4 protein-coding genes are annotated in these 14,974 nt (G+C 66.2%); all 4 read right to left on the bottom strand.

What is annotated here, in order from left to right; translation table 11 throughout:
* Nucleotides 1–23 precede the first annotated feature (23 nt).
* From IEV83_RS12925 to IEV83_RS12910, 4 genes are read right to left on the bottom strand one after another with little or no spacing between them, the layout of a single operon-like run.
* Nucleotides 24–1,694: a glucosamine inositolphosphorylceramide transferase family protein gene (locus IEV83_RS12925; RefSeq protein ID WP_244628180.1), complete on the bottom strand. Its 1,671-nt coding sequence runs from the start codon at nt 1,692–1,694 to the stop codon at nt 24–26.
* Nucleotides 1,678–4,485 carry a condensation domain-containing protein gene (locus IEV83_RS12920; protein WP_244628179.1) on the bottom strand — a complete coding sequence of 936 codons (2,808 nt, stop codon included), beginning with the start codon at nt 4,483–4,485 and terminating at the stop codon, nt 1,678–1,680. The genes IEV83_RS12925 and IEV83_RS12920 overlap by 17 nt, the downstream gene beginning before the upstream one ends.
* Nucleotides 4,485–12,590, bottom strand: coding sequence for a non-ribosomal peptide synthetase/type I polyketide synthase (locus IEV83_RS12915; protein ID WP_181759931.1), 8,106 nt, complete (start codon nt 12,588–12,590; stop codon nt 4,485–4,487). Before IEV83_RS12915 ends, IEV83_RS12920 begins: the two co-directional genes overlap by 1 nt.
* A complete protein-coding gene (locus IEV83_RS12910; RefSeq protein ID WP_181759932.1) occupies nt 12,587–14,521 on the bottom strand; it encodes a non-ribosomal peptide synthetase in 1,935 nt (644 codons plus the stop codon). The genes IEV83_RS12915 and IEV83_RS12910 overlap by 4 nt, the downstream gene beginning before the upstream one ends.
* Nucleotides 14,522–14,974 lie beyond the last annotated feature (453 nt).

The following is a 14,974-nucleotide window of genomic DNA, read 5'->3' as shown; positions in this document are numbered from 1 at the left end:
GGTGAGGCCCGCCTGGGATCGGGTCAGAGGCTCAGGCGGGCATCGAGCACGAACCGTCCGCCGGCCGCATCGAAATGGTGGCAGCCGAGCAGCTCCGGTTGGAAGTCCGGCAAGATGGTGCGCACACAGCGCTCCCGGTAGGTCAGAAGGTCGAGCTGTTCGATCTCCATGATGTTCAGCCCGTAGCCGTAGATCCCGTGCGAATTCTGTTGCGAGGGGCGGTAGATCCGGCCGCCGATGTCGAAGATCCGGCCGGCATTGCGCGCGAACAGGCTGCCCATCACCACCGGATTGCGCCGGTGCGGCACGAGACGGCCGAGCCGGGGGCCGTCGACCTGGAACACATGCAACTCGCAGCAATGGTCCTCATAGGCGTGGAAGGTCGACAGGTTGGTGAACAGCCACCACTTTTCCTGCAACCGCACCAGCACGCTGTCAGCGGCCGACTGGCCTTCCAGGGCGGTCGCATAAAGCTCCCACTTATGTGGGAAATCGGTACACCGCCAGATCTCGATCCGCCGCGCGGCATGGGTCTCGGGCATCATGAAGATGTCCTGGCCATCCCGGAAGACGAAGGGATAGGACAGGTGGTAGGGGCAGCGCAGCGCCTCGCCCAGCGGCGTCAGCCCATCCGCATCCAACCGGCCGACAGCAATGTGCGCCCTGGTGTCGCCATGGCTGTAGGTCTCGTAGAACAGGTAGCAGGCGCCATCGTGCTCGAACAGGAACGGATCGGCCTTGATGCTGGTCTCCGTCGCCGTGGGGGTCGGGGGAACCTGTCGGGCTTGTTGCGGGTCGAAGGTGTCGATCGCGCCTTGGCCGAGATAGAGTGTCCACATGGCCGGGTCGCGCCCCATTCGTTCAAGGACCGCTTTTCGGGCGCGGCTCCCCAGGTGTCGGGCGAGAGTGGCGGCATAGCGGGGCAGGGCGGCCGTTGGCGGCGGTGCGGCGGCGCTTGCCAAATCCGCTGGCGCGGTCGGGGCCTCCACCTGATCGGCGACGCGCCGCAATTCGCGCAGGAACAGCGCAGCGGCGCGCTCCTTGATGTAGGCGTTGTTGCGCGCGCCGCTGAACTTGGTGTTGAAGGCGGTGCTGACGATACAGCGCGGCTCCTCGCCTTCGTGGCGGACGTATAGTGCGAGCGGTGTGGTCGGCTCCTGCCGCATCGCCGGGGCGTAGCCATACCAGTCCGCGTTGGCGCCCCATTCGTCGGAAAAGTTGAAGGCCCATTCCCCGTGCGGCAGAGCGGTGAGGGCAAGGTTGGGCAGGCCTTCCGGCGTGGTGCGCAAAACGAGATCCGCTCCGGTCTCCTCGATCAGCCGCCGGGCGGCCTCCGGATCGATGTGCCCGGTTTCGCGGTCGAGCGGCATTGGGTCATGCCGCAACTTCCTGAGATCGAATGCCCGGGGCTGGAACCGGGGGGAGCGGGCGAGCATGCGGCGTTCCAGCCGGCTGACCGTGCTGAAGCCGAAGCTCGCCCGTCTGCTGCCGAAAGGGGTCGGATGGACAAGCACGGCGGCAAGCGTCAGCCGGGGGTCCCGACTGATCTCCTCCATGGCCATCAGGTGCCAGTTTTCGAACCGGTCCGATCCCGCGATGAGGATAGCGATCTTCAGCGGAGGCCTGTCGCGGCCGGCCCCGAATGGTTCGCCATCGGAGCCGGAATGGGGTTGGCCGTTATGGGCGGTCGGCATCGAGGGTCTCGCGCAATATGGTTGCAAGCCGGCGAATGCCGCTGTCGGTCAGCGCATATTCATGCCAACCTTCCAGATTGTGAACGGTGCCTTTGACACCGTCTTCCAGCATATAGCCGAAGTGGACCTTCGCGGCGAGCGGATGCACCGCCTGGCTGCGGAAGAGGTGGACGGAGGCATCGAGCGGCGGCGCGGTGCCGTGGTCGCGGGCAGCGTCCACCAGCAGGTTCGTTACGTCACGGTTCGCGCGTTCCTCTGGCGTCAGTTCACCGGTCTTGATGCCGAGCTTGCTCATCAGGGCCAGCGTCAGCCGGAAGTGCTTCAGGAAGGCGATGAGCGGGATCTCTCCTGTGAGCAGGCGGGTTGCGAAATAGCTGACGCGGCGGAAACGCTTGCCGGAGCGCACCCGTGCGCGCACATCCAGCGGCACCGTGCTGCCGTAGTTCGGCGCCCAGCTATCGACGACGCCGACGAAGGAAACCTCATGTCCTCGCTCGCGCAGGATCCGGGCCATCTCGACGGCAAGGGTTCCGTTCACGCAGAGCCCGAGCAGGGCAATCGGCCCGGTGGTCTCGGTGATCCGCATGGCGTCGACCGCACTCGACGCGATGTCGAGGAAGGAGCGCGCGCGCAATTCGTCGTCGATCTCGGTCTCGAACATGTTGAGATTATAGACCGAGGCTTCCGCCGGCAGGTCGTGGGTCATTCGATAGTAGATGAAGGGATGATTGATGGTGTAGATCGCGGCGGGACCGGTGCCGCTCCGATAGGTTGTCAGTTTCCAGGGATTGGTCCTTGTGGTCTCCTGCGGCGCGCTGGGTACGCTGGGGGTGGACGTGGGGGCGAAGGCTGCGGCCGCAAAGCTTTGCAGTTGCGGCGCCTGAAACAGCATCGCCAGATCCGGCTTGATGTCGAACCGCTGACGGACACGGGCGAGCATCCGCAGGGCCAGCAGGGAATGGCCGCCGAGGGCGAAGAAATCATCCTCCGGGGTCACCGTGCCGACCTCCAGCACGTCCCGCCAGATCTCTGCCAGGGCATCGATATGTGCCGGGTCGGGCGTGAAGGAGGCGGGCGCTCGCGGCGTTGTTCCCGCGTCTTCCGTCGGTTCAGCGAGGGGGGGAGGAGCGGCGGCGACCGCCGTCAGGCCCTTGCGGTCGACGGCGCCTGACGCGAGGCGTGGCAGGTTCAGAAGAACGCTGATGTCCGGCATCCGGCCAATGGCGGCGATCTGCCCCCGCAAGTCCCGCTGCAGGGTCTGCGGCAGTTGGTCGATCGGTTCGGGGTAGTCGCCCCGGGGAACGACGAAGGCGCGCGGCGGTCCGGCCTCGGCCTCGATCACGCAGGCTTCCGATACGCCGGGGTGCGCTTCCAGCAGTCGTTTCAGCCCTGCATCGGTGCCAGCTTGCGTGGCGGCCTGGCGGCTCGCGGTGGGCAGGGACGCGAGCGGGGCTGCCGGTTCGGACAGGACGCGGTCATAGGTCTGTTGCCAGAGATCGAGAAGGGTTTCGACGGTCTGCCGCTCAAACAGATCGGTGTTGTACTCAAGCGACATGCGCCAGCCATCCGGACGGCCGACCATGAAGAAGTTCAGGTCGTAGATGGCGCCGGGAGAGAGCGATGGGGCGCCGGTAAGGTCGAACGTGCCATAGGTCCGGTCTTCCAGAAATGCCTTCTGCAGGTTGAAATTGACCGACACCAGCGGATTGCGAGAGGCATCGCGCGGCGGATTGAGGGTTTCGACCAGCTTGTTGAAGGGCATCTTCTGGTGATCGATCGCTGCCGCGACGGTCTCGTGGACCGCGGCGACATGATCGCTGAAGGCGCCTTGTACCGGCGGCTCGATGCGCAGGATCAGATTGTTGATGAACACGCCGATGAGGTTTTCCAGGTCGACGTCGTCACGCCCGGCGATCTGGGCACCAACAAGGATGGTCTCCTCGCCGGTGAAGCGATGCAGAAGGGCGCTGAGAACGGCGATGCCGAGAACGAACTGGGAGACCTGAAGATCGCGCGCGGCGGCCTCCATGCGGGTGCCGAAGTCCAGCGGCTTGCGGATGGAGACCACCTCGCCGTGGTTGGTCCTGAGAGCCGGACGCGGCTTGTCGGGGGGCACTTCGAAATAATGGCCATCGCCCAGTTTGTCGCGCCAAAACGCGGTCTCGGCGTGAAACTTCCGGCTTTTGAGATACTCCTCCTGCCACAGGGTGTAGTCGCCGTATTGCAATGGCAGTTCGGGCAGCTCCGGTTCCCGCCCGGCATCGAGGGCGGAGGCGATTTCGCCGATTTCCCGGCCCAGAACCCGGATTGACCAGCCGTCGAAGACGATATGATGCACGGTGGTCAGGAGCACCGCATGGTCATTGTCGAGCAGGAGCAGCGAGGCGCGGATCAGCCCCGGCAGGTTCAGATCGAACGGGGCCTTGGCCATGAAGGCGCTGATGGATTTCATCCGCTTGTCGCGCTGTTCTTCCGTGACCCGCCTGAGGTCGATCACCGACATCTTGAAGGGGACCTTGTCGACCACCTCCTGCATCGGCCGGCCATTGGCATCGGTGAACCGGGTTCGCAGGATTTCGTGGCGTTCGATCACCCAGGCGAAGGCGGCCTCGATGGAGCCGGCGTTGAAGGCCCCCCTCAGCGTCCAGCAAATGGCGATGTTATAGGCCGGGTTTCCTGGTTCCAGCTGATCGAGGATCCACCAGCGCAACTGCGACTGCGAGCAGGGGAAACGGGCGACGACCTTGTGCGGGGTCCCGGTGCGGGACGGGGAGACGAGCATCGTTGTCATCATGCGGCTCCGAGGCTGGTGTTGCGCCGGCGCTGCCCTCGGAAGTCCCGCAAGGACGGGGCTGGCGCGTCGGTATCGTTCGAACCTTGAAGGTCATGGGTTTCAGCGAAGGCGGCGAGCTCGGCGATGGAGGGGTGGCGCAGGATATGCTTGGCCTCCAGGCCGAGGCCGGCCTCCAAAAGGCGCGCGGCGATCCGGAAGATGCTCAAGGAGTCCGCGCCAAGGCTGTAGATGTTGTCGTCCACGCCGATCTCGGGAACCGCCAGTATTTCCTGCCAGATTTTCGCGATCTGCCCCTCCAGCGGCGTGCGCGGCGCGGTTCGCTCCACGGCGACCTTTGAGTGGGGCAGTCCGCGCTTTGACAGCGCCTTGCGGTCGAGTTTGCCATTGCCGGTCTGCGGCAGCGCCTCCACGATGGTCCAGAAGGCCGGCACCATATGAGCCGGAAGCCGTTCCCTGGCATGGGCGGCAAGATCGTCGGAGGCGGGAGGTGTTGCCGGGCTCTCCGGCACCACGTAGCCGACCAGTTGGGTGTCGCCCTTCGGGCTGCGGGCGGTGACCACCGCGCAGTGGCGCACTCCCGGGGCGCTTGCCATCACGGCTTCGATTTCTCCCGGTTCGATCCGGAAGCCGCGCAGCTTGATCTGGGCGTCGATGCGCCCCTGCAAGAGCAGTGCGCCATCGGCAAGGCGCTTGCCCACATCTCCGGTGCGGTAGAGCCGTTCGCGTTGACCTGTGCCCAGGTCGAGGTGAACGAAAGCCTTTTCCGTCAGGTCCGGCCGGTCGAAATAGCCGTTGGCGAGGCCATCGCCACCGATCAACAGCTCGCCGGGCACACCGATCGGGGCAATCCGGTTGGCACGATCAACGATGTAGAGCCGGGTGTTGGCGATCGGCTGGCCGATGGTCACCGGTGCCTGGGCATCGTCGATCCGTTTTGCCGACGACCAGATGGTGGTCTCGGTCGGGCCGTACATGTTCCACAACTCGCTGCCGAGGCCGAAGAGCGTCATGGCCAGGTCCTGGGGGAGCGGTTCGCCGCCGCACAGGATCTTCAGCCCGGGCCGGGCCGGCATGCCCGCCTCGACCAGCATGCGCCACAGGGTCGGCGTCGCCTGCATCACGGTCGCGCCGCAGGCCTCGGCCAGATCCACCAGGGCGAAGCCGTCCTGCACCTGCTCACGGTCGGCGAGGACGACCGTTCCCCCGGCGATGAGCGGCAGGTAGAGCTCCAGCGCGGCGATGTCGAAGGACACGGTGGTCACTGCCAGAAGGATGTCCGAGGCGGAAAAGCCGGGCTCGCGCGCCATGGACTGCATGAAGTTGGTCAGTGCCCGGTGCGAGACCTCCACCCCCTTGGGGGTGCCTGTCGAGCCGGAGGTGAAGATGATGTACGCCGGGGCGGCGGAGGAGGCCTCCGTCGCGGCCAGCGCGGCGCGGTTCTGCCGGTCGATGGCCGGCCGGTCGGTATCGAGGCGGATCACCGTTGTCTCTGCCCCGGCCAGTGCTGCGCCCTTCTCGCTGTCGCAGAGAAGGCAGGCAACGCGGGCCGCCTCCAGCGTCTGCGCCAGTCTGGGTTTCGGGTGCTCCGGGTCGAGCGGTACATAGGTATGACCGGCCTTCATCACCGCCAGCAGCGCAATCAGCATCGCCGGCGAGCGGTCGAGCAGAAGGGCGATGCGTGCCGGCCGGCCGGGGAGTGCCTCCTTGAGGTGGCGGGCGAGCTGGTTCGAGCGGGCCTCCAGATCGCCATAGGTCAGCGCGTCGCCGTCATGGACGACCGCCGGCTTGCCGGGATGCGCCGCCGCCTGGCGCGAGACCAGCGTGTGGACGAAGGCGTCCTCCTCATAAGTGTGGTCGCTCTGGTTCAGATCCTCGCGCAGCCATTGCAGTTCGGCCGGACGGATCAGGGCGAGGTCGTTGATCGGGGTTTCGATATTCGCGGCGATTTCCGAGACCAGTGCGGCGAAATGGCCGATCCAGCGGTCGACGGTGGCCGGGTCGAGAACGTCGGCATTGTAGTCGACGTCGATGCGGATGCCCTCGGCGCTCTCGATCATGTTGAAGAACATGTCGAAATTCGAGAAGGCCTTGCCATTGGGCTCGATGGTCGCGCGCAAGCCGGTGAATTCGGTCATGCCGCTGAGGCGCTCCAGGTTGAACTGGATCTCCGTCAGCGGCAGCCGGCTGGGATCGCGCTCGACACCGAGTTTCCGCACCAGCGTGCCATAGGTGTAGTCCTGATGCTCGAACGCCTGAAGGACGATCTGCTGGGTCTCCTTCAGATGGGCCGCGAAGGAGGTTTCTCCGGCCACCGACTGGCGCAGCGGCAACAGGTTCACGCAATGGCCGACGAGGGTCTGGTCGCCGACGAGGCTCTGGCCGGCGGAAGGAACGGCGATGACGATATCGTCGCTGCCGGAAAGGCGCGCCACCATGACCTGCAAGGTGGCCAGCAGGGTGGAAAACAAGGTGGCGCCGGAGCGTCCGCCCGCCTTTTTCAGTGCCTTGTAGCTGTCCTTGTCGATGAAGCCGGTGCGGGTGCCGCCGGCGAAGCTGCGCCGTTCGGGGTGATCCCGGTCGAGCGGCAGGTCGGGCAGCGGCGGAACGGTGCGGTACTGGTCGAGCCAGAAGGTCTCTGTTGCTGCGCTGGGCTGGGCGCCGGGGGCAAGTTCGCGGGCGTAGGTGGCGTAGGACAGGGCGGCGGGCAGCTCGGTGGCCTCACCGCTCATCAGGCCGCTGTAGACCGCCGCCAACTCCTCGATGATCACGTTGATCGACCAGCCGTCGCAGATGATGTGATGGGCGGTCATCACCAGCACATGGCGGTCCGCCGCCAGCCGCAACAGGGCGCCGCGCACCAGCGGCCCATTGGTCAGGTCGAACGGAATGTGTGCTTCCCGGGCGACCAGATCGAGCCGGGCGACCTCCGGATCCTCTTCGCCGGACAGATCGACCAGCGGCAGCTCCAGCGTAAACTCCGGAATGAACTCGAACCGGCTGCCGTCGCGAGTAAAGCGGATATGCAGGGCGTCATGCCGGGCAACTATGGTTGCGAGCGCCTTGCGGAAGGCGGTCTCGTCAAGCGTGCCGTCGAGGGTGAGCGAGAAGGATTCATTGAAGGCGCAGGAGGCTTCGTCGCCGGCCTGGGCCGACAGCCAGACCTCCTGCTGTGCTTCGGTAAGGGGCGTGGATGCCGGCAGCGAGGGGGAGCTGCCGGCATCCGTCCCGCGCCAGCCGGGCGCGGCGGCGCCTCCGGCCGGAGCAAGAATGCCGACTGCTTGAAGCGAGTCGGCACTGTCGCGGAAGGCGGCGGCGATCGCCTGGAAGTCATCCTCGCTGTGAGCCGTCGTCAGGAAGCAAGGATAGCCCTCCAACGCATGAATGCCGCGCATCCGCAACTCCGGGAACATCAGGGCACCGAGCGGGTCGGCGTCCGCAAAGCGGGGGGTGAACCAGCTGGTGTAGCCAGGCAGCGTGCTCTGGATACCGCGGGCGGCCAGATCGTCCTCGATCTCCGTCACCAGCCGTCCGGTCCGTTCGGCAACCCGGCCATAGAGCGCGGCGCCTTCGCCCTGAATGTGCTGCAACACGGCGCGGCAGGCTGCCAGCACCACCGGATGGCGCACGAAAGTGCCGGCGAAGAAGGTCGGGGCGGTCATCGGCGCGCTGTCGTCGCCGTAGCGCCAGCAGCCGCCATCAAGCGCGTCCATATAGCGGCTGTCGCCGGCCAGGATGCCGATGGGCATGCCCCCGCCGACGACCTTGCCGTAGGTGGCCATGTCGCCCTTGATGCCCCAGATCGCCTGCATGCCGCCGGGGTGGACGCGGAAGCCGGTCACCACTTCGTCGAAGACCAGGGCATAGTCCCCTTCGGTAGCCAGGGTCCGCAACTCGCACACGAACTCCACCGGGCGCAGGTCCGGATGCCGGCTTTGCACCGGTTCGATGATCACGGCGGCCAGGTCGTCGGCGTTTGCGCGTACCCAGTCGAGGCTCTCCGGCGCGCCGTATTTCAGCACGATCATGTTGCCGACCGAGGTTGCGGGAATGCCCGGAGCAATCGGCAGCGCCACCGGTTTGTCGAGCCGGTTGCGGCCCTTGACCAGCACCTCGTCGAACTGGCCGTGGTAGTCGTTGGCGAAGACCACGATCTTGTCGCGCCCGGTGACGGCACGGGCAACGCGCATGGCCGCCATCACCGCTTCGGAGCCGGTATTGCAGAAGGTGACGCGCTCCAGACCGACCATCTGTGAGATCAGCTTTGCGACCTCGCCGGCCAGCGGCGTTTGCGGACCGATGGCAAAGCCGTCATCGAGCTGGGCCTTGATCGCCTCGACGACAAAATCGGGAGCGTGACCGAAGGCGGTCTGGCCCATGCCGTTGACCAGATCGATGTATTCGTTGCCGTCGATGTCCCAGATACGCGATCCCTTGGAGCGGTCGGAGACGACCGGGAACACCATTTCCTTCCAGTCGGGACGGAACCCGGATGCGGTGCGCGGGTCGGCCAGATGCGGCCGATTGGCGTCGGTAAAGGCCTTCGATCCGGCATTGCGGGCTGAGTAGGCGGAAATCAAACCCTCAATGTAGCGGATCTTCTCCGGCGTCATTTCCGGCGCGCCCGACCGGGTGCCGGGGCGGTAGATCTTGATGCGGTCGGCGCCGATCTCGGTGTCGTCGCCCGCTGTCGTCGTGGCCGGGGCGGGGGTGGCGTCTGCCGCTGCGGCCGAGGTGGGCGCGACGGGCACCGGGCTTGTCGGCTGCGCGAGTTGGGGGGTGGCCGACGGCTGAGTAGCGGTGCCCTGCAGCGCCTGCAACTGCTGGGCAAAGACGGCCTGCATCATCTGCATCTGCATGTGCATCACTGTTTCGACGCCGTTTGCCGAGCCGTTGGCAGCGGGAGCCGGACCGGACGGGGAGGTCATTGCCGGCTGGGCCGGAGCCATTGTCGCAGCGGCAGCCGGTGCTGCGGCAGGAGCGGGCTGCGCCACCTCCGGCGGCAGCTCGTGATCGAGATGGGCGGCAAGATCGGCGACACTGGGAATGTCGCTCAACAGCTCCCGGAACGAGAGCTTCACCTTGAACTGCTTTTCCAGCTTCTGGGCAAACTGGCCGATGAACAGGGAATCAAAGCCGAGTTCGAGAAAGCTTGCGGTCCGGTCCTCGGGTCCGAGGTCCTCGCCGGACATGTCCGTCAGCAATTCCAGCAGGGTCGTCTCAAGGCCGGGAATGCGGTCGGCGGCTGAAGTATCGATTCCACTCATGAAGGCAACTCCCTGATCGGGCAGTATGTTTACCGATGCGGTCGCAGCCGCATCCGCTGCGCCGTCCGGCATGGTCGGGGCCGGGATGGCGGTGGCAGTGGCAGACCCATCGCCGGCCCGCCGGGTCGGGGCGGGGGCGTCGATCCAGTGACGCTGGCGCTGGAACGGGTAGGTCGGCAGCCAGGTCTTGCCGGTGCCGGCCGGCAGCTCCGGAAAGGGCAGGGTGCAGCCGGCCGCCCAGAGCTTGCCGTGGGCCTGGGCGAGGGTTTCGGCGGCCTCTGCCGCCCGGTCATGCTCGGGCAGCGACTGGACAACGGCGGCCAGATCCGTGCGGGCAACGGTCTGGGCGGCGAAGACCGACAGGGTCCGTCCGGGACCGACCTCGATCAGCACCGGCTTGCGGTCGGCGCACAAGGTGGAAAGCCCGTCGGCGAACCGCACCGCGTCGCGGCAATGGCGCGCCCAGTAGTCGGGCGAGGCGCCCTGTTCGTCCGTCTGCCAGGTGCCGGTGACGCAGGAAATGTAGGGGATCGTCGCGGTGCCGTAGGTGACCTTGGCGGTTTCCGCGCGCAGGGCCTCGGCGGCGCCGTCCATCATCGCCGAATGGAAGGCATGGGAGGTGTGCAGGCGGCTGAAGGCGATCTCCGCCTTTTCCAGCGCGGCGCAGGTGGCGTCGATTGCTTCGAAGGTGCCGGAGATGACGTTGAGCGTTGGGGCGTTGATTGCCGCGATTTCCACACCGTCCCGCAGATGCGGGGCGATGACATCGGCAGCGGCGCGCACCGACACCATGGCGCCCTGGGGCAGGTCCTGCATCAGACGGCCGCGTGCGGCGACAAGGGCCAGCCCGTCCTCGAAGCCGATCACATTGGCGAGGGTCGCGGCGACGAACTCGCCGACGCTATGGCCGATCATCGCATCGGGCCGACACTTCCGGCTCATCCAGAGCTGTGCCAGCGCATGCTCGATGATGTAGAGGCAGGGCTGGGCGATGCGGGTTTCCCGCTGGGTCTCGGCCATCGCTTCGGGCACGGGGCCGGTGTGGCAGAGGTAATCGCGCAGATCGAGCCCGAGCGAGGGCTTCAAGAGCTCCGCGCCCCGGTCGATCCAAAGAGCGAACACCGGTTCGCAGGCATAAAGGGCGGCGGCCATGCCCACATATTGGGCGCCCTGGCCGGGGAACATGAAAACGACCGGAGGCGGGCTGTCCTCGGCGGCGGTGACCTCCACCCGGGCGGCGGAGAGGCGCTCGACCGCCTGTTCGGTGGAGGAGGCGACGATGGCGGTGCGCCGGGCGAAGGCGCGGCGGCCGCTCTGGAGGGTGCGGGCGACCTGCGAGAGAGGCAACTCAGGCTGGGCGCGCAGATGCTCCGCCAGCCGGTGGCGCATCGCCTCAAGCGCTTCCGGGGTGCGAGCGGACAGCGGCAGGATCAGCGGACGGGAACCGTCCTCGTCAAGGGCCGGTGCGGAGACCGCCGGCGCTTCTTCCAGCACCACATGGGCGTTGGTGCCGCCGACGCCAAAGGAGCTGACGCCGGCCCGGCGTGGGCAGCCGCTGTCCGGCCAGGGTTCCGCTTCGGTCAGGATGCGGAACGGGCTGTCATCTAGAGCAATGCGCGGATTGGGGGCCGCGTAGTTGGCCATGGGCGGCAGGGTGCGGTGATGGAGGGCGAGTGCCGCCTTGATCAGGCTGGAGACGCCGGCGGCGCAGTCCATGTGCCCGGTATTGCTCTTGAGCGAGCCGAGGGCGCAGTTTCCGCGTGGCAGCTCAGGGTCGGAAAAGACCGTGTTGAGGCCGTTGAATTCGATGGGGTCGCCCAAGGGGGTCGCGGTGCCGTGGCATTCCACATAGGCGACCGAGGCCGGGTCGCACTCCGCCTCCGCGAGCGCCATGGCGATGGCATCCGCTTGGCCCTGGATGCTGGGCGCGGTGAAGCCAATCTTGTCGGCGCCGTCGTTGTTGAGGCCGCAGCCGCGAATGACCGCGAAGATCCGGTCGCCCTCGGCCACCGCATCGTCATAGCGCTTGAGCAGCACCACGCCGGCGCCGCTGGCGAAGACCGTGCCGGAGGCATCGGCGTCGAACGGCCGACAGACGCCGTCGGCGGAGGCCATGCCGCCTTCCTGATAGATGTAGCCGCGCCGCTGGGGGATGGTGATCGACACGCCGCCGGCAAGCGCCATGTCACAGCCATAGGCCTGCAACTGCCGACAGGCCTGGGTGACCGCGACCAGCGAGGTGGAGCAGGCCGACAACATGGTGACGGCGGGGCCGCGCAGGTCGAGCTTGTAGGCGACCCGGGTGGCGAGTGCGTCCGGCAGGCCGCCCATCGACTGATTGAAACAGCCGATCTGATAGTTGGATGTGAAGTCTTCGACCTTTGCCCGGTCGGACAACACATTGTTCAACAGGTAGGTGGGCATCGAGGCACCGGCGAAAACCCCGATCAGGCCGGGATAGGTCTTGGGATCGCAGCCGGCCCCCTCCAGAGCTTCCCAGCAGATCTCCAGAAAGATGCGGTGCTGAGGATCGGTAAAGGAGGCCTCGCGGGGAAACATGCCGAAGAACTCGGCGTCGAACTCCTCGATTCCCTCAAGATGCGGTCGGGCTGCCACATAGTCGGGCGATGCCCGCTCCTCATCGGTAAAGGCGTCCTCGATCTCTGCCGGGGTGAGGGGCGCGAAGGCGTGGCGTCCGTCGCGGACCATCCGCCACAGATCATCGACCGAAGGCGCATCGGGGAAGCGCCCCGACATGCCGACGATGGCGATGGCGCCTGTTCCTGCAAGCGCATCGCCGACTTGCGGGGACCTGTCCCGTCCGGTGGTTTCGGTCATGACCTGTTCCTGCTGATCTGCGAAAGGGACTGGCGGCGGATGGCGGCGCGGTGCGTTGCGGTCATGGCCGAACGGGCGACCGGTCCCCTGCCTTCAAGAAAATTCGCGAGGCCGCGAATGGTCGGATGCGTGAACAGGGCCATCACATCGACGCTGCGCTGAAGCGCGCCCTCCAGCCCGACATGCACCCGCATCAACTGCAGCGAGGTGCCGCCAAGATCGAAGAAATTACGATCCAACGGGATCGCGTCACGGCCAAGGACATCGGACCAGAGGCGGGCAATCGTTGCCTCGATGGGGCTGCGGGAGGACGCCCTCGGCGAGGCCGGTGCATCATCCTGCAAGGAAATGGGGGCAAGCCTTGCCCGATCGACCTTGCCCGCCTGGGTCATGGGAAAGGCGTCAACGGCGACTGCGGCGCTGGGCACCATGAAGGCGGGCACCGCTGCGCGCAGCCGGGTCAGGGCCGCGCTGGCGAATGCCGGATGCGACGTGCCGGCGTCCCGTGGCTTCAGATAGGCGACGATCCGTTTCGAGGTCGGCGTCGCCTGGCAGGAGACGATGGCATCGTCGATCTCCGGATCCCGCCGCAGGGCCGCTTCGATCTCGTCCAGTTCGATCCGCTTGCCGTCGATCTTGACCTGGCGGTCGGCACGCCCCTTGAACGTGATCGTGCCATCGGGTTCGACCCGGGCGAGGTCGCCGGTCAGATAGCAGCGGCGCGGCCCCTGCCGGGTCTCGACCGTCCTGAACTTCTCATCGGTCAGGTCGGGTCGTTTGAAATAGCCGAGAGCGAGACAGTCGCCGGAAATGGCAAGCTCACCGACCTCGCCATCGGACAGTTCCCGGTTGCCTTCGCCAATGATGTGAATTCCGGTGCGGGCAATAGCCTTGCCGATCGGCACATCCGTGCCGGCGAAGTCGGGCGGCGGCGAAAAGCAGGTGACCATGGTGGTGGCTTCGGTCGGGCCGTAGCCGTTGGTGACGCGGCAGTGCGGATAGATCCGGTGGAACTTGCGGATATGGGTCGCCGAGGCGACCTCGCCGCCAAACAGAACGTGCGTCAGGCTCGGCATCGACCCGTCGACGGAATCGGCGAACAGGTTGAAAAGACCTGTCGTCAGGACGACGAAGTTCACGTTTTCCCGGCGGATGACGTCGCACAGCCGGGAAACGGAGAAGGTGGGGTCGGGCAAGCCTGCGAGGGTGCTGCCGTTCAGCAGCGCGCACCAGATCTCCATGGTGGCGCCGTCGAAGGAGATGGTCGCCGCATTGAGGACGACATCGCCCGGACCGACATTGACGTAGCTTTGCTCAAGCGCCAGGTCGGCAATGGCCCGGTGCGGGATCATCACCCCCTTGGGCCGGCCGGTGGAGCCGGAGGTGTACATGACGTAGGCCATGTCGCCGCCGCCGACGGGCACAGAGGGTGGTTCAATGTCGCGGTCCTCGATCTGGCGCAGCGCGTTGCCGAGTTCGACGATCTTGCCGCGAACACTGGCAATGGCCGCAAGCTTCGCGTGATCCGTGGCGGTGGTGAAGATCACCTTCGGCGCGCAATCGCCGATCACATAGTCCAGATGCTCAGCCGGATAGACCGGGTCGATCGGGGTGTAGGCGGCTCCGGCCTTCAGGATCGCCAGCATGGCGATCACCGTTTCCGCGGACCGGGGAAGGAACAGGCCGACCACGTCGCCCTTGCGCACCCCGAGCTCCAGCAGCCGGTGGGCGAGGGCGGAGGAGAGACGGTCGGCCTCGTGGTAACCGTAGGGCCGGTCGCCGAAGGTCAGGGCGACGCGGTCGGGCTGCGCGCGGGCGTGTTGGTGAAAGACGTCCTGAAGACTGCGGTTGCGGTCATACGCAACCATGTGATTTGAACGCGGTACGCAAAACGGATCGTGCTGCGCCGTGAGGGGATCCTTGCGGTTCATATCCATGCTCCGGGCCCGGTTTCCCCGCACCGGTCGGTGCGGGCCAAGGGAGAGAGCGAGATGGCCGCTCACCCTCTACACTTGCGGTTTTCCTCTCCGACAATTTTTCACGTGGGCCAAAAATGGATAGATGATCAAAGGGATGTACCGTGGGTAGGCGGCGTTGATCGATGGCTGGACGAAGGGCGGGAAATGACCGAAAGGCCGAGTTTGGCTAATCCGTCGTTCGACCAAAAGGATTAGCGGCCTGTAGGATGTCCTGCCGATGGGAGGGCGTGTCCCGACGCTTCGGGACGACCTGCGGCCACCGCTCGAACCGCGTTGGTATGGTTGCAAAGAGGGAGACGTGCGGAACGCCCCTTCGCCGACCTCCGCCCTTGCATGGCCGGATCGCGACCTTATATTGGCGCGGCAAGTGAGGACGACCTCCCCCGGCTCGGGACAATTCGTTCG

This window comes from Stappia taiwanensis (assembly GCF_014635285.1).
In the GTDB taxonomy this organism is placed as follows: Bacteria; Pseudomonadota; Alphaproteobacteria; order Rhizobiales; family Stappiaceae; genus Stappia; species Stappia taiwanensis.
The sequence above is the reverse complement of the archived record's forward strand: the minus strand, read 5'-3'. Positions and strand labels throughout refer to the sequence as shown.